This window comes from Rhizobium yanglingense, assembly GCF_977109285.1.
The window spans coordinates 1,614,668-1,636,828 of the sequence record NZ_CDSAWY010000005.1 but is presented as its reverse complement, the minus strand read 5'-3'; the positions used below and the strand labels follow the sequence as shown (position 1 = coordinate 1,636,828).

Here is a 22,161-nt window from a genome sequence, read left to right as displayed (position 1 = left end):
AGAGGCCGCTCACGGCGTTGATCGCGATGCACCACGAGACTACGCTTTTCGGAACGGGCCGCGCCTTGCCGCGGCCCTTTCCATTGATGGAGGGCCGCGAACTTGGCTGATGAAGACAAGGACAGCAAAACAGAAGCCCCGACAGCGAAAAAGCAGGCCGATGCGGCCGAGAAAGGCAATACGCCCTTCTCACGCGAAGTGCCCATCTTTGCCACCGTTCTTGCGACCTTCATCTATCTGACCTTCTATCTGCCCGACGGCATCAGCCGCGTCAGCGAATTGCTTCGCGACATCTTCGAGCAGCCGGACCAGTGGAAGATCGAGACCGGGCCGGACGCGATGTCACTCTTCGTTCATCTCGGCTGGGTGAGCGCCGTGCTTCTCACGCCGGCCATGCTGCTGTTCATGATCTTCGGCGTCGTAGCATCCATAAGCCAGAATTTGCCCACTCCGGTTCTCGAACGCATCCGTCCGCAGCTGTCGCGCCTTTCGCCGGCCAAGGGCTTTTCGCGCATATTCAGCCTGCCCGGCCTCATCGAATTCGGCAAATCGTTGTTCAAAATCCTGATCGTCGGCGTGATCATGTTCTTCGTGCTGAAGAGCGAATATTTCAACGCGATCGATGCGATGTTCTCCGACCCGCAAACCTTTTTCGAGCGGACGATGAAGATCATGCGCAAGATCGTGCTGGTCGTGCTTTTCGCGACAGCCGTCGTTGCGATCGCTGATTTCTTCTGGTCGCGGCATCACTGGTTCACCGAACTCAAGATGACGCGGCATGAAGTGAAGGAAGAAAACAAGCAGGCCCAGGGCGATCCCTTCGTGAAGGGCCGCCAGCGCTCGCTGATGCGCGACCGTGCCCGCCGCCGCATGATTGCCAATGTCGAACGCGCCACGCTCGTCATCGCCAACCCGACGCACTATGCCGTGGCCCTGCGCTACGTGCGCGAAGAAAACGATGCGCCAGTGGTGCGTCGCCAAGGGTCAGGACCTCATTGCGTTGAAAATCAGAGAGATAGCCGAAAAGAACGGAATTCCGGTTTTCGAAGATCCGCCCCTTGCACGCTCCATGTTTGCGCAAGTCTCGATCGATAGTGTCATCCCGTCAGTATTCTACAAGGCAGTGGCAGAGCTCATTCACCGGGTTTACGCCGCCGACGCCAGGAACAAACGGGTAAGATAAGCCGAATGAAGAAATGCCCCTACTCTTCTCAGCGTGAAAGAATTCTTGCCGAAGCCATCAGCCCGGTTGCGACCGAGCTTCGGCTTCTCGACGCTTCGGATCTGATTTCGCTGCTGCGCTTCGAGTATTACGGCAGCATCGCCGATCTGGTGGCCTCGGCTGCGGAGCTCTTCTTTCATCCCGGCACGGTCAATTTCGGCCTTGGAGGCAATTACACGCTGGAATGGGGGGCAAGCCGGAGGTCGTCCTCGATCTCGAGATCAAGCCGCACGGCGTGACGGTCTATGCGCAGCTGACCCTGGCGGAGGAGCATGCCGGCATCGAGATCAATCACATCGCCTTTCATGAACCGTCCTCCGATCCAGACGTGAACACGGCCTTTTTCGAACGCAGCCTGCGCGAAAGCCGGTACAATACCCGGCCGCTGCAGGCGCTAGCCGGCTGATCGAGCTTTCCAACATCAGGCATAAAGAGCCCGGCCGGTCCGCCGCGCCGGGCCTGTCAGCTGATGTAGCCGAGGCGAATCGCCTTGGCGATTGCTTGGATGCGATTGACCGAATCCAGCTTGATCGTCGCCGAGCCGAGGTAAGCATTCACCGTATGAACCGAGAGCCCGAGCTTGTCAGCTATCTCTTCGCTGATGCGTCCGTCGCCGGCAAGCTGCAGGCAAGCGATCTCGCGCTCGCTCAACGCTTCTGCCGCCGCCGCGCGGCGTTCGTCCAGCGACAGCAGATCCATCATGATTTGGCAGCTACGGCCATGAAGCTCTACGATCATGTCACCGCCGGGATCAATATAATCGCCGGTAAGGACGACGAAGCCATTTCCTGCAGCACCGAGCCGCACCGGAAAAGCGAGGCCTGAAAATGGCAGAATGCCGTCCTTCAGCCGCGCCATGAATGGCGCGAAATCGGCTGAACCGGGCGCGGCGCGATCATGGCCGCCGGCCCAAGACAGAGGCAAAAGCGATTTCTCGATATGGTCCAGCAGCGCATCGCCATAAGCGTCCACAAGGGCCTTGCTTGCGGCCGCCGCTGCCGAAGGTCCCCAGTTTTCCAGTTCGCAGACCAGGCGCTGCTTCGCCGGCAGACCTGAGCCGCTCATCCGGTAGACCGCAAAATTCTGGGCATCCGCCAGCTTCTGCATCGCGACCAGCCGCGGAAAAAGGTCGGAGCGGCTGCTTATCCTGTTGAAGCGCACGCTGCGTATGTGTTCCGTACTACCGATCGCCCTGCTTGACGAATGCCCCATAAATTCCCCTTAGACGAGATTATTTCTCACCGCAAACGCTATGGCCTCGGAGCGAGTTTTGGTCGCCGTCTTTCGCATGACGCTCGTAATGTAGTTGTTGATGGTATTGCGGGAGATGCCGAGGATCATCGCGATCTCATCGCTGGTTTTGCCCTCGGCGATCCAGAAGAGACATTCGAGCTCCCGCTCCGTCAACTCAAAATCGCGCGCCGCCCGGGCGCCCCCGCCCCGGAGCGAACTTGCAAGATAACTTGCAAGGAGTCCCACGTCCCGCAGCCGCTCCGGTGACAGGATGAAGCCGTCATCCGAAGAGGAACATCAGCGGCACAGCCGCGAACGGCCGACATTTAACGTCAACGAACAATACTGGCGGCTGGCGCCATCCGGCACGTCGGCATTGTCGGGCAGAAGATCAAAATTTGGCTGGAAGAGCGGCACGCACTTTTCCAGCTCGGTCGTGCGTGCATAGCTGCTCGTCAGTGACGTCGCCAGGTCCTTCACGAGATCGAACGGCCAGTCCGAGGACACGATGAAATCGAGGCCGGCCTCCTGGATGAGGTCGGATCGCGCCAGCAGGTAATGGGACGCTCCAACGTAGTCCGTCAGGGTGCGAAGCGCGACCTGCAACCTCCCGCTGTCGGCAATTTCGCTGAGCTGCCCAATGAGCTCCTGGCGAGAGCAAAGATTGACGGCCTGGAGACCAACGAAATTCGCGACCTGATTTTCGCCCTTAAGCAGTATGTGCATATCCATAGGCGACGTCCCGCGGCTGAGTGCCCGTTCCTGCAAGGCATTGTCTGCGCAGGGCCGACGCCGGCCTGCGGCAATGACTGAACGAATCACCCAAGGGTAAGTCAGACGATAGAAACTACCATATCCGAGTTCTTGGGATTTACTCTTGCCGCTTTCCGTGCGCGTGATTCGCGCTCAGACATCGCTTGATTAAGGTGTCTGGAATCTTATGGTGATTATCTCAATCTCGCAACACGCCACTCCATTTAGGCGAGTCACCATATAAGTAATTCTGCGCCACAATTCATATATACTTTAAACATAGCTAACATTAATTCGAGTATCGAGAGAAAAAACCCGCCGCTGCAGCGCGTGACATATGAATATGTATTTACAGAAAAAATTTTCGGCTTTAGCAGTCTTCCTACCAAGCGATTTACTTTTTATTTGTTTAAAGAGAGACTTCCGCTTTCGCCTCGATCTGGAGTAATCGAGTGCCCTTTTCAATCTTGTGTAAAGTATGTCCCGCACGGCAGCTACCGATAACAAATCCGTGATCTGGCGAGCGGGCGGGTGAAGACGTTAAAAAGGCCGGTCTCCCGGCCTTTCGTTTAGGCGGCGTTGTCCACTGCCCATTTCCTGAGGATTTTCGCGGCGCGTTCCTCGTTGATCTCGACCATTCGCGCGAGCTTCCGCTCCGGGCCTTCCTTGACGCGGCGGTTGAAGTTTCCGTCGTCGTCGCCCAGGCTGAGCAGATCCTCCGTGCTGTCGAAGCCGAAGTCCGAACCGAAGCCGTCCATCAGCGCGCCGCCGGCAGCCGCTCCACCGGCCGGTGCGAAATCGAGGCCGCTCCAGGCCAACGCTTTCTGAAGACGTGTCGCCGATGACGCCCGCACCGCCACCGCTGATGCTGCGCACCAGGGGCCGCACGCCCATCCAGACCACCACGAAGGCGACGCCCAGGAAGGCCAGCGAGTTGATGATGCCCGCCAGGTTGCGGCTCAGCATGTCGAGGACGCGAACGCCGCCGGCGGCATCTTCGAGAAGCTGGTTCTCGAGGAAGTCCATGGCCGTCACCGTGACGACGTCGCCGCGATCAGCACTGATACCGGCTGCCGACGAGACGATCTTCTGCATCTCGGCGAGGTGAGCAGTCGATCTTCGCCTGATCCGCAGGTTCGCCGACCATCTGGGCGATACGGCCCTTGTTGACGACAACGGCGATCGAGAGCTTCTCGATCTCATAGCTGTTGCAGAGTCGTGGCCGTCGTCTTGCTGTTGATCTCGTAGTTTGTCTGCTCTTCCTTCTTGTCCGACTTGTCCTGCGATTCCGGACTATTGCTGCCACCTTGCTCGGGGGCGGCCTGCGGGAAGCGTTCTGCTCGACGGTCGTTGCACTATCGGACTGCTTCTGCTGCGACTGCGAGGCTTCCTTGGTCGCGCGCACGGAGCGCTCCACCTTTGATTCCGGATCGTAGACGGTTTCCTGAATTTCTTGCTGCGCATCCGTGTTGAGATCGGCGGTCACGCTGGAGCGGAAATTATCCATGCCGAGGAACGGAGCCAGCGCCTTGTCGATATTCGATTCGACTTCCTGCTGGACGTTCTGGACGATGTTCAGCGAGCGGTTCAGCGAGCTGTTGCTTGCCTCGTCCCCAGACGCGAGCAACTGGCCGGCGGAATCAAGACATTCGTCACGTCATCGACATCAAGCCCCGGCACGGCTGAGGCGACGAGGTGGCGAATTCGAGGTGGCGGCACGGCGGCCCGCCTCGCAGCGCTCGCCCCGATCATGACGGAGGCTGTCGGGCTTCTGCTTCGGCCTTACGGAAGTTTCCTCATTCCCGACTTCCGGCATAACGATATGGACGCGAGCAGCGGTGATGCCTGAAATGGACTGGATGGTGCGGCCTATCTCGCCTTCCAGCGCACGCACGCGTGTGACTTCCTGCATGAAGGAGGTGAGGCCGAGTGAGCCGACATTGTCGAAGAGTTCATAGCCTGCATTGGCGCCGTCGGGTAGGCCCCGCTCGGCAAGAAGCAGCAGGCGGGCCTTGCCCGTCATACCGGCAGGCACAGTAATACTTGAGCCGTCGGAACCGACCTGGAAGCCGATATTGGCTTCCGCGGAAGAGCCATGCTGATCTGGTTGAGGTCAGGGGTATCAAGGCCGACATAGAGCGTTTCCTGCGCCGGCTTGTTGACGAAAGGGCAGCAGCCAAGATAATTGCAATTGAAAAAACGCCAACGCCAGCGAGCGCCAACAAGCGTGTTCGCCCCAGCGAACCTAAGTTCTCAATGAGCTGAACTAATTGATTTAACAGATTCATTCTGTTCTCGCACGATCCGTCAGAAAGACAAAACAGGCTTATTGCCTCATTTGTTGATAGACGGCGAAACTTGTGCGAGCGTTTCGTCAGGGCAGGTCGGGAGCTTTCAAATCAGAAGAAATCGAAGTCGCCCGCCGCCTTGCTGAGCGGCTGGGAATGGCCGTGGCGCGTGGCACCGCCGAGCGCTTTTTGCATTTCTGCAAGTTTGACCAGGCTGAGCGCGGTCGCAACGTCGACAGCCCAGCTCTGCGGAATCTCGCCGGTGATCGTGTCAATGAATTCAGCGAGACCGCGGGTTTTCTGAACGGCAAGATCGATGCCCTGCATGATCTTCATGCTATCGGGCGAGTGCAGGACATCGGCACCGCCGATTTCGAGAAGCTGCGGCTCGATGCGTTCGATGAGATAGGCGACATCATGCAGTTCGGAAACGATACGCATAAGGATATCCGGAAGCGCTTCGACCGGCGAAGGCAGCTCTATCGTTCCACTGAAAGTCATAGAAAGATCCTTGTCATCAGAAAGATTCGATACTCTTTTCGACCGGCTTGTGGGGTGCGACAGGGCGCTGTTCGAGAGCCACCGTCTTCTGCGTTTCAGCGCCGGTCAGCGGGTACTGGCGCGCGCGGCCCGAAACCGGCCAGTATTCCAGCTTGCGGCCGTGTTCGCCGCCGGTACTGGAGCTGACGACCGGGATGCCTTCATCCCTCAGGAACTGCATGGCGAAGGCGGCGTTCTGTTCGCCGACATTAGAGAAAGTCGAGATCGTCTTCGCCCCGCCGAAAATCTTGGCTTCCAGGCGGTCGCGGCGCGCGCCCTGCTTCAGAAGGCCGTTGATCAGCAATTCCATCAGGTGAACGCCATAGCGCGTTGCGTCTCCGCCATTCATCGGCGTGTTACCCGTGCCTGGGAGAGAAGTCGTTCATACCGCCGACACCGGCAACGGCATATCGCAGACAGGCAGCCACACACGAACCAAGGATCGTCGTCAAAACCACGTCGGGATCACTCAGGACCTTCCACTCGCCCTGAATGATATGAACGCGGCGTGGCCGCAGCCTCGACATCGATTTCAGCGCTCCGAAACACCGCCTCGATCGCCGCGCGTCATCTTGTCGATCGTGAAGGGCTTGGCCAGCACGTTGTTGGCGCCGAGCTGGGCGGCCTTCTGCACCAGCGCGCGGTCGCCCTGCGCGGTCAGGATGATGAAGGCGGCCTTCTTGGTGGCCGGGTTGGCCGCGCACGGCCTGCAGCAGACCGAGACCATCCATCTTCGGCATGTTGAAGTCCGAGATCACCAGATGATGCGGCTGCTGCGCCATGATCTTCATGCCCTGCTCGCCGTCGCCGGCGGCCGTGATCTGCTTGAAGCCGAGCTGGGTCAGCGCATCGCTGAGCAGCAGCCGGCGGTCGCGACCTGATCGTCGACGATCAGAACTTTGATCTTTCTCCGCGATCGAAGCATTAGTCAGTCACCTTCCTTTGCGGGCGGCTGGTCAGTTTCAGGATTTCTTCGCCGATGGCAGGCCAGCGGCAGCTGCTGCTCCACCGCGCCGAGCTCATAGGCCACGCGCGGCATGCCATAGACCACACACGTCTTTTCGTTCTGTCCGACGAGTGCGCGCGCCGGCATGGCGCATCTTCAAGAGCCCGGCCGCGCCATCGCGGCCCATGCCCGTCAGGATCACGCCCACGCGCGTTGCGGCCGGCGAGCTCGGCGACGGAATCTGAAGAGCACATCGACCGAGAGGGGCGATGGCCGTTGACCGGATCGCGCTCGACAAGCCGGCAGCAGGGTGCGGACCGGCATTCGCGACCTGCAGATGGCGTTCCCCGCCCGGCGCCAGATAGATCTTGCCGGTCTGCTAGGCGCGCGCCATCCGTCGCCTCTTCCACGACCGGGGCGCAGAGGCGGTTCAGCCGGTCGGCGAAGCTCTTCGTGAAGGTCGGCGGCATGTGCTGGGTGATGACCGTCGGCGGGCAGTTCGCCGGAAACTTCTGCAGCACCGCGATCAGCGCTTCGACGCCGCCCGTCGACGAACCGATCGCGACGATCTTGCGTCCGACCCGGAAATCGGCGACCGATACCGGCGGAACCGGAGACTCTGGCGGCTGCACGAACTGGCGCTGCGTGCGCGCGGCGGCCTTGACCTTCTCGGCCAGATCGCCGAAGGGACGCGGCTCGCCGGGGGCAGGCTTTCCCGACGCAATCGAAGGCCCCGATCTCGAGCGCGGCGAGCGTCGCCTCCGCGCCGCGATGCGTCATGGTGGAGACCATGATGACCGGCATGGGGCGAAGCCGCATGATCTTCTCGAGAAATTCCAGGCCGTTCATATTCGGCATCTCGATGTCGAGCGTGACGACATCGGGATTGAGCTTTTTGATCGCCTCGCGCGCTTCCAGCGCATCGCCCGCCTGGCCGATGACGTTGACGTCCGGGTCGGAACTCAGGACGGCGCTGATCAGTCCGCGCATCGTCGGGAAGTCATGACAGCGACGAGAACTCTTGCCGGTGCGCTCATCCCTTTCTCCCAATCCTTTTGTGGTGTGGCGATAGGTGGTAACGCCGATATTGTCGAAGACATGCTTTGCTTCGCCGGAAACGCGCTCGGAGTGGCCGATGTTGAAGATATTGCCGCCTTCCGGCAGCAGTTCGGCAAAGCGCGACCAGATCTTCATCTGCGTCGGTTCGTCGAAATAGATCACGACGTTTCGGCAGAAGATGATGTCGAACTTGCCCTTGAAGGGCCACTTCGCCATCAGGTTCAGCTCGTTGTAGGTGATCAGGCGCTTGACACGGTCATCGACCTGGAATTTGCGGCGCATACGACGTTGACTTCCAGTTTGAACCACTGCTTGCGCATGGCCGGCGATACGGTTTCGAGCGCCGTGTCGTCGTAGCATCCGGCGCGAGCGAGATTGAGTATCTTCGGGTCGATATCGGTCGCAAGGATCTTGAAATCGTAGTCGGCGACGTTGGGCATCATCGAAAGCACGGTCAGCGCAATCGAATAGGGCTCCTGCCCATCGGACGATGCGGCCGACCAGATACGGACACGCCCGCCCGTCTTGGCACGATTGAGAAGCTCCGGCAGCACGTGGTCGCGCAGGTGCTCGAAGTGATGGTTCTCGCGGAAGAATCGCGTGAAGTTGGTGGTCAGGTGCGAAAGCATTTCGCGGCGCGGCGCGGCGCCCGCAGGCGAAGAAACCAGCGAGCAGTATTCGCGGAAACCTGACAGGCCGAGATTGCGGATATGCTTGGAAAGACGCGAATAGACCAGCGAAGCCTTGGTCTCGTTCAGGAAAATCCCTGCATCCGAGTAGATCATCGCGGCGGTTTCCATAGATCACGGCGCGTCAGCGGATATTCGCCGCTCGCCAGGACTTCGTCCGGGTTCCCCTGCCTGAGATCTTTTGCACTCAACGCATTCATGCAGCTTCGCTTTCGGTATCGGGGTAGCAGGGCTTCCAATTCGACCAGGCATATCATCCGCTTTTCGATCGCAAGAATGCCCCGGGCAAACTGGCGCTCTATGTCGGAAGAGATTTCCGGCGTCGGTTGAATATTGTCGTCGGTCACGGTGAGGATGTCCGAGACCGCGTCGACGAGCAGGCCGACGACCTTCCGCCGGACCTGCGCGACAATGATGACGTGGCGTACCGACGGCTCGGCGGGTTTCATGCCGAGCCGCGCCGAAAGATCGATGATCGGCAGCACCGCGCCGCGCAGGTTGATGACGCCCTTCATGTGAGCCGGCGAATGCGGCATGGCCGTTGCCGGCGTCCAGCCGCGGATTTCGCGAACCGACATGATGTTTACGCAAAATTCCTGGTCGCCGATGCGGAACGCGATGAGCTCGCAGATCCCCCTGGCTCAGATTTTTCACGGTGTACGACATGACGCTATCCAGCTGCTGCCAACGACATTTCAGGTTTCAGTGCCTGGCCGCGTGAGGCGCCGACGACGGCATCGACATCGAGGATGAGCGCCACGCGCCCGTCGCCGAGGATCGTTGCCGCAGCGATGCCCGGCACATGCGTATAGTTCGCCTCGAGGCTCTTGATGACCACCTGACGCTGGCCCTGGATCGCATCGACCATGAGCGCGCGCTGACCGCCGCCTTCGGATTCCACCAGCAGTGCGACGCCTTCGACCGGGTTTGCTTGCGTTGCGCGGAAGTTCAAGATGCGGCCGACATCGACCAGCGGGCAGAAGCTGTTACGGATCGAGATCAAACGGTGGTTCGCACCGAATGAATGGATCGCAGCAGCTTCCGGCTGCAGTGTTTCGACAATGGCGGTCAGCGGTACCACAAGCGTCTGGCCGGCGACCGTGACCACCATGCCGTCGAGGACGGCGAGGGTCAGCGGCAGGCTCATCGTGAAGACGGAGCCATGGCCCGGACGCGAGGTGATGTTGATGCGGCCGCCAAGGGCCTGGATCGAGCGTTTGACGACGTCCATGCCGACGCCGCGGCCCGAAATGTCGGAGATCTTGTCGGCCGTCGAGAAGCCCGGCAGGAAGATCAGGTTGTCGATTTCCTCGTCCGAAAGGTTAGCGTCGGCGGGGATCAGATCATTGTCGATTGCCTTCTGGCGAACCTTCTCGCGATTGATGCCGGCGCCGTCGTCGGCGAGCTCGATCAGGATGCGGCCGGAACGGTGCTTTGCCGTCAGACGAACCGTGCCTTCGGTGTTCTTGCCGGCTGCTGCACGCTTCTCCGGCGTTTCGATGCCGTGGTCGACCGCATTGCGGATCATGTGCGTCAGTGGTTCGGCCAGCTTGTCGATGACCGTCTTGTCGACTTCGGTGTTTTCACCTTCGGTAATCAGGCGGATGGTCTTGCCCGTCATGTCGGCGATTTCGCGGACGATGCGCGACATGCGCTGGAAGACCGGCTTAACCGGCTGCGCGCGGATCGCCATGACCGAGTCCTGGATCTCGCGGGTGAGCTGTTGCAGCTCTTCGAGACCCATGTTGATGGACGACGTACCGGTCGTGTCGTTCTCGATGACGCTCTGGGAGAGCATCGCCTGGTTGATGACCAGCTCGCCGACGAGGTTGATCAGGCGGTCGACGCGATCGAGATCGACACGGATCGTCTGACCGGCTGCGGCATTGTTCTGGGCAGCGGCGGCAGCGCTTGCGGCAGCCGAAGCGGCGGATTCCTTCTTTTCGACGCGAGCCGCGGCGGCCGCCATCTGGGTGACGTTTGAAGCCGTCTCGGCGGCGGCCACGGCAGCTGCAGCATCCGACTTCGGCTCCGCCGGTGCCTCGGCGGCACCCTCATCCAGGATCGAAAGGTCGAAGGGAACGGGGATCATCGGCAGTTCGTCGTTGGACGATACAGAGGTTGCGGCTTCGACCGCCTTGACGGCCAGGTCGCAATCCCATTCGGCGAATTCGAACACGGCGTGGATGGCATCCACGCCCTTGTCCGTCTTCAGCGTGATATTCCAGCTGAAATAGGCGGCTTCGGCATCGAGATCGTCGAGGCCCGGCAGATCTTCCATGTTGCAGTAGCTACTCATCTCGCCGAGGCGGGAGAGGTCGCGTAGCAGCAGCGTGGCGTCGTTGCCCTTCGAATAGAGGTCGGAGCGCGGCTTGAAGGTGATTTCATAGACCGGAAGACCGGAGCCGGCCTCTTCCTCGCCGCCGAAATCGTCGAAGGAGAAGGGTATCGGCTGGAAACCGCTGTCATCGGCCGCCTTAGGGGCCTCCGCCACGGGGGTAGGCGCAAGCGCCGCCTTTGCCACAGGTTTCGGTGTCGGCGCTTCAGCGGCTGTGGAAGGAGACGGCAGCTCTCCGTTCGCCAGCGCTTCCAGTTCCTTCACCAGGCCGCGGCTGCGGCTCTCGTCGACGCTGCCGCCGTCGCGGGCGGCATTGGTGAGGTCCGCAAGCACGTCGGCCGATTTCAGCATGACCTTCAGGACATCCTGTGTCGGCTCAAGCCTGTTGGAACGAACGCAATCAAGTGTGGTCTCGAACACATGGGCGAAGGCGACGAGATCGTCCAGACCGAAGGCGCCGGCACCGCCCTTGATCGAATGGACGGCACGGAACACCGCATTGACGGTTTCCGGATCGCGATCGCCATCATTCATTTTCATGAGACCGGATTCCAGTTCGGCGAGCTGTTCCTCGCATTCCTGGAAAAAGATCTCTTTGATTTCGTTCATATCCATAGGAGAGAATCCTGGGTTTAAGCGGTTACGCGCTCAATGGCATCGATCAGCTTGGCAGGGTCGAACGGCTTGACGATCCAGCCGGTGGCGCCGGCCTGGCGGGCGCGGTTCTTCTTTTCAGCGTCGCTTTCGGTCGTCAGCACCAGGATCGGGATCGCCCGATACTTCTCGTTGCGGCGAACACCTTCGATGAAGCCGAAACCGTCGAGACGCGGCATGTTGATGTCGGTCACGATGACGTCCGGGTTGGATTCTTCCAGGACTTCAAGGCCTTCAACCCCGTCTTCTGCCTGGATCGTCTCGAAGCCCGCATTGTTGAGCGTCACGAGAAGCATGTTTCGGATGGTCCGTGAATCGTCCACGGTAAGCACTTTTTTCTTCATTGCCGGATCTCCTTGGCAAGCAGGTGGTCGATGTCGACGCCAACCAGCTGCATGGTTTTGTGAAATGCATCGGACACTTTCGTGAAGGTGAACGAATGCTTGTCCTCGTTCCAGGTCTTCGCGCCAGCCATCAGGACCTGAGCGCACAGGCCACCGAGACGCTCAACGGCGGACGCATCGATCGAAAGATCGCTGCCACGCACTGAGATAAGCTTGTCGCGCAAGGCCGAAGCCTCGTTGAGGTCAAGCACCGCTGCCAAATTCAGCGTCTTCCCACTCTTCTTTGCTGCCATCAGCTTTTCCTTGTCCCCTTGTCCCGTGCCCGCAAAACTAAGGCGAGGTCATATTCCGATAGGTTAGTAAACATTCCGGCCGCCTCCGAAACTCACAGCCGGACGGGAAAACCCGAAATCCTCGTTGTCGTATTGCTCGTCCAGCGTGGCGGGACGGGCCGCGATTTCGAGACTGCGTTGGCGGGAAGCGCTGAGCGGCGCGGCCTCGACACGGGCATTTTCGCGGGCGATGCGGAACGCGCGGATCGTCTGCCCCAATTCGAGGATCACCGTGTGCAGATGATCGGCGCCTTCGGCTGCGCGGTTGGCGGATACCGCGCTGTCGGCAACCTGCCCGCCAAGCGCCTTGACGTCAGCTGTCACTGTGTCGAGGCTTGCCGCGTGCTCGCCCGTCTGGCTTGCAATCGTCGCGATCGCCGCATTGATGCCGGTTACCTGCCGCACGATGTTGCCGATCGAATCCTGCGTGCGGCCGACCATCTGAACGCCGGCGTCGACCTGCGCCTTGGTCGTCGTGACAAGCGACTTGATTTCGCGAGCGGCTTCGGCAGAACGCTGGGCAAGTGCCCGCACCTCCTGCGCCACGACCGCAAAGCCGCGGCCGGATTCGCCGGCACGCGCGGCTTCGATACCCGCGTTCAGAGCCAGCAGGTTCGTCTGGAAGGCGATCTCGTCGATTGCGCCGATGATCTGGCCGATCTTTTCGGCGGACTGCTCGATATCCGCCATCGCGCTGATGGCGTGGCCGACGACCTGGCCACTCTCTTCTGCCGCCGCGCGGGTGGAGGCCGCGGCCATTTCCGCAGCGCGGCTTTCCGATGCGCCGTTGCGGACGCTTCCGGCGATTGCTTCAAGCGCTGCTGCCGATGTCATGAGTTGCTGCAAATGACCGGCTGCATTGCCCGAAAAGCCCTGCGAGGCAGCCGCGAGCGAACGCGTGGAGAGTTCGGCTTTTGCCGTGCGCTCGCTGATTGCCGCAAATTCAGCCTGAACGCCGTCGAGTGCCGCATTGAGCGCAACGGCGATATCGGCGTAGGCATCGCCATCGGTGGCTGCGCGCACGGTCAGGTCGCGGGCCGCCAGGCCGTCGACCACGTCACCGAAAATCCGGGCGATTTCCGCCTTGTCGTTTTCACGCTGCTCGGCAAGCGCGCGCTGCTGGGAGGCACGCAGTGAGTTGAAGCGAAGCGAAACGGCGATTTCGACATCGACCATGACGAGGCGAATGATGGCCGTCATCATCTCGGAGATTTCTTTCGCGCGGCGCTTGGCGCCCGGCAGCAGCGGCTTGCCTGCGAGCTCGCCCGCAAGACCGGAAATGATATGCTCCAGCATGACGCCATGGCCGGCCACGTGCCAGCGCGGATCGAGCCCCATCTTACTTTCGCTATCGGAAAGAACCTTGACGCGCTCTGCATAGAGGCTGTCGAAGCGCGCATCGGTCAGCACGTCCCAGTGGGTGGACTGAAGATCGTGCAGGCGATCGAGCTGGCGATCGTTCTGGAAATTGCAGGCCGCGTCCGGGAAAGATTGGAAGCGCTGGAAAAGGTCGCGAAGACCGCTCTTCAGCCGGGCTTCGAGCATCGGCCGGTGACGGCGCACCGCCTCGCATTGCGCGGCATCGAGACCGGCAAAGCGCAGGCGATCGCGAAGGCTGCCTGCCTGCGCGCCCTTGGCCTGATCTGATGGCATGTCCTGCCCCAATGCCTATCCCCAACCACATTCCGGACAAGGTCCGGTGAAAAACCGTTGTGCTCCATCCGACGAGCGCAATGCAGGGAAACGACCTTTGTCGCCACCGGCGCAAACCGGACGGCGGAAGTATCCCGATCAGCAAATCTGTTTCGGAAAAGAGATGGATACCGGATCGAGCCGGTACGGCGGGACGGCTTCATGCCTGGTGGGAACGAGCAAACATCTTCCCATTCCGACGTGTCTCGCAATGTTTATGGTTAATTCCTTGCTTGAAGGTTAATAGGCGTTTTAACAAAGCGCCCTTTCCAAGCATTTCGAGCACGTTCAACGAAATAGTCCGGCGCAGTTGCAGGCGCGCTACAAGTCCCGCGCAAGCTCCATGCTATATCCGGCACCTCAGACATGACATGATGTCGTTAAGGATAGAGCAATGATTGTTCTTGGACTGGGTTCCTGCCTCATCGCGATCGCTACGCTGGCCGCCATCGCCCTGCTCGACCGGATCGAGGCCAATCGCGGCAGCCTCACCCTCCGCGTGCTCTGAATGCAGTTGCCGCCTGCGGCATAGTGCGGCGTTCTTGCGCCGCCCCGTTGGCAGCCCTCTTCCTCTGATGTATCGCAGGCGCCTCAAGCTCAGCGGAAGTTGTTCATGACTGCCAGAACCGGCTTTTTCATCATTCTTGCCGTCACCGTGTGGCGTATTGTGACGCTGCATTTCGACACGACGGATTTCTTCGTCGACGAGGCGCAATACTGGTTCTGGTCGCAGAATCTCGACTTCGGCTATTATTCGAAGCCACCGATGATTGCCTGGTTCATCCGGTCGATGACGGAAATTGCCGGCTCAACCGACATCTTCTGGGTGCGGCTCTGCGGGCCTCTCGTGCATATGGCCACGGCATTGCTGCTGATGCAGTTCGCAAAGCGCGTTGCCGGTCCCGAAATCGAAGGCTGGACCGGTGTCATCTACATCACGATGCCTGCCGTCGCGCTCTCCTCCGTCTTCTTCTCCACCGATGTCGTTCTCCTGTTCTTCATGACGATCGGCCTCTGGGCCTATTTCAGACTGACCGAGAAGCGCTCGGGCGCACTTGCGCTCGTCATGGGTGTCGCCTTCGGTTGCGCCTTCCTGTCGAAATACGCGATCCTTTTTGTCGTTCCCGGCGGGCTGATCGCGCTGCTTCTGGTTCCGGCTGCGCGGATTGCCTGGCGCGACTTCTTCATTTCGGTCGCCGCCGCCCTCGCCGTCGCTTCACCAAACCTTTGGTGGAACGTCACCCATGACGCGACCACAGTGCGCCACACCGAAGACATCGCGAAGTGGGACCAGATGCAGTTGAACTTTGGCGGCGCGCTTGAATTCTTCGCCGCACAGTTCGGGGTCGTCGGGCCGATCGTCTTCTTCGCGATGCTTTGGGCGATTTGGCGCATGCTCAAAGGCAAGAGCGGCGAGAAAGAAAAGCTCCTCATCTGGCTCTCCATGCCCGTCGTCCTGCTGATCACCCTGCAGGCCTTCGTCGCCAAAGCCGAGGCGAATTGGGGCGTGTCGGCCTATGTCGCAGGTACGGTCCTCGCCGTCTGGGTGCTCACGCAGCTATGGCCGAAGGGCCTGCGCATTTCGCTCATCGTCGGTGGCGTTGCGAGCTTCCTTTTTCCGCTTGCGACGATCTTTGCGCATCAATTGATACTTCCGGGCGGCAATGAAGCGATGAAGCGCTATCTCGGCCGCAGCGAAATCAGCCGCGAAGCCGGTGTGCTAGCCAAGCAGGCCGGACTTGGCATCGTCGTCACCGACAATCGCGATTTCATCGCCGACATGTTCCATACGCTCAGGAACGAACCGCTCAAGATCTATTCGCGTCCGCCCACAGGCTTCCCGGACAATTACTACGAGCAGAACTTCGCATTGCCGGTGGATGTGCAGGATCAGGTTCTCTTCGTCACCCGCAACGAACTGACCTGCGCAGCCGCGGCACCGGAACTGGTCAAAAGCTGGCAGCCGGCCGACGGCTACTACCGCGGCAGGACGATCAATGCCTACAAAGCGCCTGCCAGCTGCCTTAGACCGCCGAGCTAAGGACTGGCCGCGGGAGGCAGGCAAAGCCCTGTCCCCGCTCCTTCAATTTCAACGAAGCGAACACCGCCGTCCTCGAAGGCCAGGCGCAGCTGCGCCTCGGTGGCGCGGTGGATTTCATGGTTCTGCCCTTCGTAGTCGCGTATTGTACTGCGCGAAACCGATGCCCGGAAGGCGAGTTCGGCCTGCGTCCAATCGAGCAAACCGCGTGCCGCCCGGCATAAAGCAGGCGTGAGAATCGTCTCCTTTGCGCCTTGACCCATGATCTCAATCCACCCATATTGATCAATATAAGCCATATATGTCACTTTTGAGCAGGAATTCCAGACCGGGAGAGAGCGATGCCGCACGACACGCCTTTGATTTCGACGATCGTCGGAGGTCTCGTGCTCGCGTTTATCCTTGGCGCCATCGCCAACCGCCTGAGATTGCCGCCGCTTGTCGGCTATCTCGTTGCCGGCATTCTCGTTGGCCCACACACCCCGGGCTATGTGGCCGACCAGGATCTCGCGCCCGAACTTGCCGAAATCGGCGTCATCCTATTGATGTTCGGTGTCGGCCTGCACTTCTCGCTCAAGGACCTGCTTTCGGTTCGCGGCATAGCCGTGCCGGGAGCCATCGCCCAGATCGGCTTCGCGACCCTGCTCGGCTGGGGTCTCGGCGCGCTGATGGGCTGGTCGACCGGTGGCAGTCTCGTCTTTGGTCTTGCGCTCTCCGTCGCCTCGACCGTCGTTCTCCTAAAGGCGCTGCAGGAACGCCGCCTCGTGGAAACCGAACGCGGCAAGATCGCCGTCGGCTGGCTGATCGTGGAGGACTTGGCCATGGTCCTCGCGCTCGTGCTGATACCCGCAGCCGCCAGCATCGGCGGTGGTGAACATGCGCCGGTCGAGCCGCTTTCGGCCGGCCTCAACCGCCTGTTCGGGCTCGATCTCGGCATTTCCGGCATCATCGGCATGACGCTGGTGAAGGTGGCGCTCTTCGTCGCCCTCATGCTTGTCTTCGGCCGCAAGCTCATTCCCTGGACGATGCACAGGATTGCCCATACCGGCTCGCGTGAACTCTTCCGCCTCGGCGTGCTCGCCATTGCGCTCGGCGTCGCTTTCGGCGCCGCGAAGCTCTTCGGCGTGTCGCTTGCACTTGGCGCCTTCTTTGCCGGCATGGTGCTTGCAGAAAGCGAACTCAGCCATCGCGCCGCCCAGGAAAGCCTGCCGCTTCGTGACGCATTCGCTGTGCTCTTCTTCGTCTCCGTCGGCATGCTCTTCGATCCGAACATCCTGATCGAAAGGCCGCTGCCCATCCTGGCAACCGTCTTCATCATCGTCATCGGTAAGTCGGTCGCCGCCTTTCTCATCGTGCTGGTCTTTCGAAAGCCGGCCGCTACGGCACTGACGATCTCCGCGAGCCTGGGACAGATCGGCGAATTCTCCTTCATCCTTGCCGCCCTCGGCGTCGATCTCGGCTTGCTGCCGGAAGAAGGCCGCGATCTCATCCTCGCAGGCGCACTCATCTCGATCATCCTCAACCCGCTGCTCTTCTTCGCCTGCGACCGCATGCGCCCGCTTCTCCACCGTCCGAGGCGGGAGGAGGCTCCAGTAGCCGCTGCCGCAGAGGAAACCATCGAGCCCGCTGAACCCGAAGACGAAATCCAGCCGACGTCGCTTTCCGGCCACGCCATCCTCGTCGGCTACGGCCGCGTCGGCAGCATCGTCGGTCAGAACCTTAAGTCTTCGGGCACGCCTTTCTTGGTCATCGAGCATTCCGAAAAGCGGATCGAAGAGCTTGCTGGGCAGGGCGTTGAGACGGTTCTCGGCAATGCCGGCGCCCGCGAAGTGCTCGATCTCGCCAATCTTCCCGGCGCGCGCAGCCTGGTGATTGCCATCCCGAATGCCTTCGAAGCGTGCCGCGTTGCCGAGTACGGCCGCAGCTTGAACCCGTCGATCCTGATCGTCGCCCGCGCCCATTCGGACGCTGAAGTCGACGAGTTGAAACAGTACGGCGCCGATACCGTCATCATGGGCGAGCGAGAAATCGCCATGGGAATGGTTGACCGGCTCGCCCAAGTGCATCATGACAGTCCGGCCTATGAAGATGGGCATGGGACTGATACAATTCCGGGCGCGGCCGCAGTGCCGGTCCGAGAGTGAATGACGGGTTTTTACGCTTTTGAGCCGATTTGAGAGCGAGATCGCAAAGAATGATGCGGAAGGATTCGATGCACGCCGGTTGAGCGCCCGCATCGCGGTTTCGCTCGTCCTTGCGATTACCGCCTATTTCGGCCTTCTCATCGGCGGCAATCTCATTCTCGGTCCCGCAGCCTCAGACAATAATGCGCTGATCTTGCCCGGCAAGGAAACGCAGCCGCCCCAGCTGACGGCGCGCGAGGCGGTTCGCGGCATTCTCGCCGCCGATCGTAGGCTTGCGCCGAAACAAACGCTTCACGATTTGGGTCCAGTCCCGCTGCCGGTACCGCCGCATCTCGAATTCGCAAAGTGGAGCCCGCCTGCGGCTCTGCCGCCGATCGATACTGCGCTTCGTCCGGCCGCTCTGCCGGGCAATCAGCCGCGAGCCCCGCCCGCCGCTTGATATCGCGACCATCGCGCCTTTGCAAAATCACATGACACACCGCCAGCGCACCGCGCCGGTATATGCATATTCAAGGAATACAACGACATGCGCACCTCACCATGGCTGGTGCTCACCTACACGGTGATCATCCTCTTCGGCATTTTCACGGCGTTGCCGAACGTCCTGCCGCAAAACGTCCTCGACCGCGTACCTTCCTGGCTGCCTCACGATCAGGTCTCCCTTGGTCTCGACCTCCGCGGTGGCTCGCACCTGGTTCTCGAAGTCGATGAATCGGAACTGACGAAGGAACGCCTGCAATCGCTCCTGCAGGATACCCGCCGCGTGCTGCGCGAAAAGGGTGTTGCGACCAGCTCGGTCGCCCGCAACCAGAACCAGATCGTCGTGACGCTGACGGACCCGACGCAGCGCGATGCCGCCATCACTGATCTGCAGACGCTGGCGAACCCTGTGGGCGTCGGCCTTACCGCCGGTCAGTCCGACCTCGATATCGCTGCCAGCGGCGCGAACAACGTCACGATGACCTTCTCCAAAGCCGGTATCACACAGAACGTGAACTCGGCCGTCGAGCAGAGCCTCGAGGTCATCCGCCAGCGCGTCGACCAGGTGGGCGTTGCCGAACCGACAATCCAGCGCGTTGGCGCAAACCGTATCCTCGTTCAGCTTCCCGGCACGCAGGATCCGACCCGCCTGCGCCAGCTGCTCGGCTCCACGGCCAAGATGACGTTCCACATGCTTGCCCCGAACAACGCCCCGGCACCGGGCGTGACCATGATGAAAGACGAGGAGGGCAACACCTATCCTGTGGAAGACCGCGTCGAAATCTCCGGCGACCGCCTTTCGGACGCCCGCGTCGGCTTCGACCAAAACACCCGCGAACCGATCGTCAGCTTCCGCTTCGATAGCGCCGGCGCAACCCGCTTTGCGGATATTACCCGCCAGAATGTCGGCAATCCGTTCGCCATCGTCCTCGACGGCAAGGTGCTGAGCGCGCCCGTCATTCGCGAACCGATCACCGGCGGCTCCGGCCAGATCTCCGGCAGCTTCACGGCTGAAAGCGCCACCACGCTCGCGGCAATGCTGCGTGCCGGCGCCCTTCCCGCCAAGCTCACCGTCATCGAGGAACGCACCGTCGGCGCCGACCTCGGCGGTGACGCCATCAAGAAGGGCCTGACCTCCGGCCTCATCGGCTTCGCACTGGTCGTCGGCTTCATGTTCTTCCTCTATGGCGGCTGGGGTCTGCTCGCAAACGTCGCGCTGTTCTTGAACGTGATTTTGACCTTCGCCGGCCTGACACTGATCGGCTCGACGCTGACCCTGCCCGGCATTGCCGGTGTCGTCCTCGGCATCGGTCTGGCGGTGGATGCGAACGTTCTCATCAACGAGCGTATCCGTGAAGAAACCCGCAAGGGCCGCGGCGCATTCGCCGCGATCGACGCCGGCTTCAGCCGCGCCTACTCGACCATCGTCGACAGTAACATGACGGCGCTGATCGCGACCGTGTTGCTGTTCTGGTTCGGCTCCGGCCCGGTTCGCGGCTTCGCCGTCACCATGGGCCTCGGCATCATGATCTCCATGTTCACCGCCGTTTCCATCGTCCGTGTCGCGATGATGGCAATCGTCCGCCGCACGAAGATGAAGGTCATCAACATCAAGCCGCTGCTTCCGATCAGCCTCGTTCCGGACGGTACGAAAATCCACTTCATGAAAGCGCGCTTCTTCGGCCTTGCGCTTTCCGCCGCCCTTTCCATCATTTCCGTCGTGCTGTTCGTCACGCCGGGCCTCAACTACGGCGTCGACTTCCGCGGCGGCATCCAGTTGGAAGTGAAGACGGCACAGCCAGCCGATCTCGCCTCCTTCCGTGAAGGCCTCGATGCACTAGGCCTTGGCGAAGTGGCGCTGCAGTCCTTCGGCGACAGCAACCACGTGCTTATCCGGGCCGAGCGCCAGCCGGGGGGCGAAGAAGCGCAGACGACCGCCGTCAATCAGCTGAAGGCAGAGATCGTCAAGGTCGATCCGTCGGCAACGATCGAACGGACGGAAGTCGTTGGCCCGAAGGTCAGCGGCGAGCTCGCGGTCGCCGGTTTTCTCTCGGTCGTTCTCGCAAGCCTGGCGATGCTCGTCTATATCTGGGCGCGCTTCGAATGGCCATTTGCGGTCGGCGCCATCGCGACCCTCATCCTCGATGTGACGAAGACCATCGGCTTCTTCGCGCTTACCGGGCTTGACTTCAACCTGACGGCCATCGCGGCCCTTCTGACGCTGGTCGGTTATTCGGTGAACGACAAGGTCGTGGTCTACGACCGCATGCGTGAAAACATGCGCCTCTACAAGTCGATGCCGCTTCGCGAACTCATCGACAAGTCGATCAACGAAACGCTCGGCCGAAGCCTCTATACCTCAGCCACCGCCTTCCTCGCCATGCTTCCGATGGCGATCTGGGGTGGCAGCGCGGTCGAGAGCTTTGCGATCCCGATGGTGTTCGGCATTGCCGTCGCCGCGCTCTCGTCGGTCTTCATCGCAGCGCCGATCCTGCTCTTCCTCGGCGACTGGCGCCGCCGCCACGCCAAGGCAGTGGCGGCATCCGCTGGCGCCGAGCCGGAAATCATTCCGCCGGAAGCCACCGAGCCGCGCAAGTCGATCGGCTAATAAATCTTCGACACAGACATTCCGAAAGGGCGCCGGTTGCCGAACCGGCGCCCTTTTTCTATTTTCACTTCAAAGAAGCGGGAGGTTGCGTCTCAATGTCATCCGGTCCAACGCCAACTGCTGTTTCGAGCACCAGCGAGGAGCGCATAAGGCGTTTTCTGGCGACGGCTTCACACGACCTTCAATCGCCGCTCCGGCACATCGCGATGTATGCGGAAATCCTCCTGGATGAGCTCGGCGAGAAGCTCGATGGCGAACAGCTCGAAAGCCTCACGGCGATCCTTCAGAAAGCCCAGACTGCGCAACGCCTCACCAAGGCGCTGATGAGCTTTGCTGCCGGCACGCCGCAGGTTTCGCCAGCTCCGGTGGCACTCGGCCCGCTCGTCGACGGTCTCTGGACGGAATTGAAGACCGAGATGGGTGCCCATGACGCGAGTATCGGCCATGGCACGCTTCCAACTCTCAACAGTGATGCGGCCCTTCTCTCGACCGTGCTGAAGAACGTTCTCGGCAATGCGCTGCTTTACCGGGGGGCGGCCGATCCCCGTGTCGACCTGGCGGCAGAAAGGAGCGGCAGCGATTGGCTGATCCATATCTCCGACAACGGGCGGGGCATCGAGCCGGTCCATCAGGAGCGGATATTCGAACCTTTCTGGAAACTGCCCCAGCCAGGCGCCGTGACCGGTCCCGGCCTGGGACTGACGGCTTCGCGCGACCTCTTAAGCGCGCTTGGCGGCGAACTGACGCTCAGCCATTCGGACCACACGGGGAGCCGCTTCACTATCCGGCTGCCCGCCTGAA

The 22,161-nt window shown here is 60.9% G+C and carries 17 protein-coding genes and 8 pseudogenes; 7 read left to right on the top strand and 18 right to left on the bottom strand.

All coding sequences use genetic code 11. The annotated features are described in order from the left end of the window. The first annotated feature begins 102 nt into the window (after positions 1-102). Together flhB and ACW4PC_RS17810 are read left to right on the top strand one after the other, a co-directional pair. Positions 103-1,183: pseudogene (gene flhB, locus ACW4PC_RS17815) on the top strand (flagellar biosynthesis protein FlhB). Positions 1,184-1,188: 5 nt separating this feature from the next. Then, positions 1,189-1,628, top strand: a pseudogene (locus ACW4PC_RS17810) (hypothetical protein). Positions 1,629-1,684: 56 nt separating this feature from the next. On the opposite strand, the gene visR reads toward ACW4PC_RS17810, so the two are convergent. The 17 genes and pseudogenes from visR to ACW4PC_RS17725 all read right to left on the bottom strand — a co-directional run bounded on the left by visR (position 1,685) and on the right by ACW4PC_RS17725 (position 14,051). Next, positions 1,685-2,434 carry a transcriptional regulator VisR gene (visR, locus tag ACW4PC_RS17805; protein WP_455874643.1) on the bottom strand — a complete coding sequence of 250 codons (750 nt, stop codon included), beginning with the start codon at positions 2,432-2,434 and terminating at the stop codon, positions 1,685-1,687. Between the two features lie 9 nt (positions 2,435-2,443). Beyond that, positions 2,444-3,187, bottom strand: a pseudogene (gene visN / locus ACW4PC_RS17800) (transcriptional regulator VisN). Between the two features lie 561 nt (positions 3,188-3,748). Next, a complete protein-coding gene (locus ACW4PC_RS17795) occupies positions 3,749-4,303 on the bottom strand; it encodes a hypothetical protein (protein WP_455874642.1) in 555 nt (184 codons plus the stop codon). Then, positions 4,263-4,835 (bottom strand): flagellar M-ring protein FliF C-terminal domain-containing protein, encoded by a 573-nt coding sequence (locus tag ACW4PC_RS17790; protein ID WP_455874641.1) that lies wholly within the window; start codon positions 4,833-4,835, stop codon positions 4,263-4,265. Before ACW4PC_RS17790 ends, ACW4PC_RS17795 begins: the two co-directional genes overlap by 41 nt. A gap of 39 nt (positions 4,836-4,874) precedes the next feature. Continuing rightward, positions 4,875-5,231, bottom strand: a complete 357-nt coding sequence (locus tag ACW4PC_RS17785) for a hypothetical protein (RefSeq protein WP_455874640.1) — start codon at positions 5,229-5,231, stop codon at positions 4,875-4,877. Between the two features lie 376 nt (positions 5,232-5,607). Next, positions 5,608-5,997, bottom strand: a complete 390-nt coding sequence (gene cheT, locus ACW4PC_RS17780) for a chemotaxis protein CheT (protein ID WP_039843953.1) — start codon at positions 5,995-5,997, stop codon at positions 5,608-5,610. Positions 5,998-6,013: 16 nt separating this feature from the next. Then, positions 6,014-6,563: pseudogene (gene cheD, locus ACW4PC_RS17775) on the bottom strand (chemoreceptor glutamine deamidase CheD). 10 nt (positions 6,564-6,573) lie between these two features. Next, a pseudogene (locus ACW4PC_RS17770) lies at positions 6,574-6,961 on the bottom strand (response regulator); the annotation flags it as partial. Between the two features lie 3 nt (positions 6,962-6,964). Beyond that, the gene (locus ACW4PC_RS17765; RefSeq protein ID WP_455875050.1) at positions 6,965-7,129 is read right to left on the bottom strand and encodes a chemotaxis protein CheB; all 165 of its coding nucleotides are present in this window, start codon (positions 7,127-7,129) and stop codon (positions 6,965-6,967) included. Further along, a complete protein-coding gene (locus ACW4PC_RS17760; protein WP_455875049.1) occupies positions 7,056-7,319 on the bottom strand; it encodes a chemotaxis protein CheB in 264 nt (87 codons plus the stop codon). The genes ACW4PC_RS17765 and ACW4PC_RS17760 overlap by 74 nt, the downstream gene beginning before the upstream one ends. A 100-nt stretch (positions 7,320-7,419) precedes the next feature. Next, positions 7,420-8,019, bottom strand: a pseudogene (locus tag ACW4PC_RS17755) (response regulator); the annotation flags it as partial. 1 nt (position 8,020) lies between these two features. Further along, a pseudogene (locus tag ACW4PC_RS17750) lies at positions 8,021-8,930 on the bottom strand (protein-glutamate O-methyltransferase); the annotation flags it as partial. Further along, positions 8,927-9,396: pseudogene (locus ACW4PC_RS17745) on the bottom strand (chemotaxis protein CheW). The pseudogenes ACW4PC_RS17745 and ACW4PC_RS17750, both read right to left, overlap by 4 nt. A 4-nt stretch (positions 9,397-9,400) precedes the next feature. Then, positions 9,401-11,683: a chemotaxis protein CheA gene (locus tag ACW4PC_RS17740; protein WP_455874639.1), complete on the bottom strand. Its 2,283-nt coding sequence runs from the start codon at positions 11,681-11,683 to the stop codon at positions 9,401-9,403. 17 nt (positions 11,684-11,700) lie between these two features. Further along, positions 11,701-12,066 (bottom strand): chemotaxis response regulator CheY1, encoded by a 366-nt coding sequence (gene cheY1 / locus ACW4PC_RS17735; protein WP_003570362.1) that lies wholly within the window; start codon positions 12,064-12,066, stop codon positions 11,701-11,703. Beyond that, positions 12,063-12,359 carry an STAS domain-containing protein gene (locus ACW4PC_RS17730; protein ID WP_455874638.1) on the bottom strand — a complete coding sequence of 99 codons (297 nt, stop codon included), beginning with the start codon at positions 12,357-12,359 and terminating at the stop codon, positions 12,063-12,065. The genes cheY1 and ACW4PC_RS17730 overlap by 4 nt, the downstream gene beginning before the upstream one ends. A gap of 63 nt (positions 12,360-12,422) precedes the next feature. Continuing rightward, the gene (locus ACW4PC_RS17725; RefSeq protein ID WP_455874637.1) at positions 12,423-14,051 is read right to left on the bottom strand and encodes a methyl-accepting chemotaxis protein; all 1,629 of its coding nucleotides are present in this window, start codon (positions 14,049-14,051) and stop codon (positions 12,423-12,425) included. A 652-nt stretch (positions 14,052-14,703) separates the two neighbouring features. On the opposite strand from ACW4PC_RS17725, the gene ACW4PC_RS17720 reads away from it, so the two are divergent. Next, positions 14,704-16,131: an ArnT family glycosyltransferase gene (locus ACW4PC_RS17720; RefSeq protein ID WP_455874636.1), complete on the top strand. Its 1,428-nt coding sequence runs from the start codon at positions 14,704-14,706 to the stop codon at positions 16,129-16,131. Here ACW4PC_RS17720 and ACW4PC_RS17715 read toward each other — a convergent pair. After that, the gene (locus tag ACW4PC_RS17715) at positions 16,128-16,436 is read right to left on the bottom strand and encodes a helix-turn-helix domain-containing protein (RefSeq protein ID WP_455874635.1); all 309 of its coding nucleotides are present in this window, start codon (positions 16,434-16,436) and stop codon (positions 16,128-16,130) included. The two genes, ACW4PC_RS17720 and ACW4PC_RS17715, sit on opposite strands and share 4 nt — an antisense overlap. Before the next feature lie 33 nt (positions 16,437-16,469). Here ACW4PC_RS17715 and ybaL point away from each other — a divergent pair, with 33 nt between their 5' ends. The 4 genes from ybaL to ACW4PC_RS17695 all read left to right on the top strand — a co-directional run bounded on the left by ybaL (position 16,470) and on the right by ACW4PC_RS17695 (position 22,160). Then, complete coding sequence (ybaL, locus tag ACW4PC_RS17710) at positions 16,470-18,272, top strand: YbaL family putative K(+) efflux transporter (protein ID WP_455874634.1); 1,803 nt, start codon at positions 16,470-16,472, stop codon at positions 18,270-18,272. A 79-nt stretch (positions 18,273-18,351) separates the two neighbouring features. After that, positions 18,352-18,711, top strand: coding sequence for a hypothetical protein (locus ACW4PC_RS17705; RefSeq protein ID WP_455874633.1), 360 nt, complete (start codon positions 18,352-18,354; stop codon positions 18,709-18,711). Between the two features lie 87 nt (positions 18,712-18,798). Further along, on the top strand, positions 18,799-21,360 hold the full coding sequence (gene secD, locus ACW4PC_RS17700; protein ID WP_455874632.1) for a protein translocase subunit SecD: 2,562 nt from the start codon (positions 18,799-18,801) through the stop codon (positions 21,358-21,360). Positions 21,361-21,455: 95 nt separating this feature from the next. Then, on the top strand, positions 21,456-22,160 hold the full coding sequence (locus tag ACW4PC_RS17695) for a sensor histidine kinase (protein WP_455874631.1): 705 nt from the start codon (positions 21,456-21,458) through the stop codon (positions 22,158-22,160). Position 22,161: the final 1 nt, after the last annotated feature.

Coding starts and splice junctions, on each gene's coding strand:
- visR (WP_455874643.1), bottom strand. CDS start 2,434: ATGGGGCATTCGTCAAGCAGGGCGATCGGTAGTACGGAACACATACGC.
- ACW4PC_RS17725 (WP_455874637.1), bottom strand. CDS start 14,051: ATGCCATCAGATCAGGCCAAGGGCGCGCAGGCAGGCAGCCTTCGCGAT.
- ACW4PC_RS17795 (WP_455874642.1), bottom strand. CDS start 4,303: ATGCAGAAGATCGTCTCGTCGGCAGCCGGTATCAGTGCTGATCGCGGC.
- ACW4PC_RS17730 (WP_455874638.1), bottom strand. CDS start 12,359: ATGGCAGCAAAGAAGAGTGGGAAGACGCTGAATTTGGCAGCGGTGCTT.
- secD (WP_455874632.1), top strand. CDS start 18,799: ATGCGCACCTCACCATGGCTGGTGCTCACCTACACGGTGATCATCCTC.
- ACW4PC_RS17740 (WP_455874639.1), bottom strand. CDS start 11,683: ATGGATATGAACGAAATCAAAGAGATCTTTTTCCAGGAATGCGAGGAA.
- ACW4PC_RS17765 (WP_455875050.1), bottom strand. CDS start 7,129: ATGCCGGCGCGCGCACTCGTCGGACAGAACGAAAAGACGTGTGTGGTC.
- cheY1 (WP_003570362.1), bottom strand. CDS start 12,066: ATGAAGAAAAAAGTGCTTACCGTGGACGATTCACGGACCATCCGAAAC.
- ybaL (WP_455874634.1), top strand. CDS start 16,470: ATGCCGCACGACACGCCTTTGATTTCGACGATCGTCGGAGGTCTCGTG.
- cheT (WP_039843953.1), bottom strand. CDS start 5,997: ATGACTTTCAGTGGAACGATAGAGCTGCCTTCGCCGGTCGAAGCGCTT.
- ACW4PC_RS17695 (WP_455874631.1), top strand. CDS start 21,456: ATGTCATCCGGTCCAACGCCAACTGCTGTTTCGAGCACCAGCGAGGAG.
- ACW4PC_RS17720 (WP_455874636.1), top strand. CDS start 14,704: ATGACTGCCAGAACCGGCTTTTTCATCATTCTTGCCGTCACCGTGTGG.
- ACW4PC_RS17785 (WP_455874640.1), bottom strand. CDS start 5,231: ATGACGGGCAAGGCCCGCCTGCTGCTTCTTGCCGAGCGGGGCCTACCC.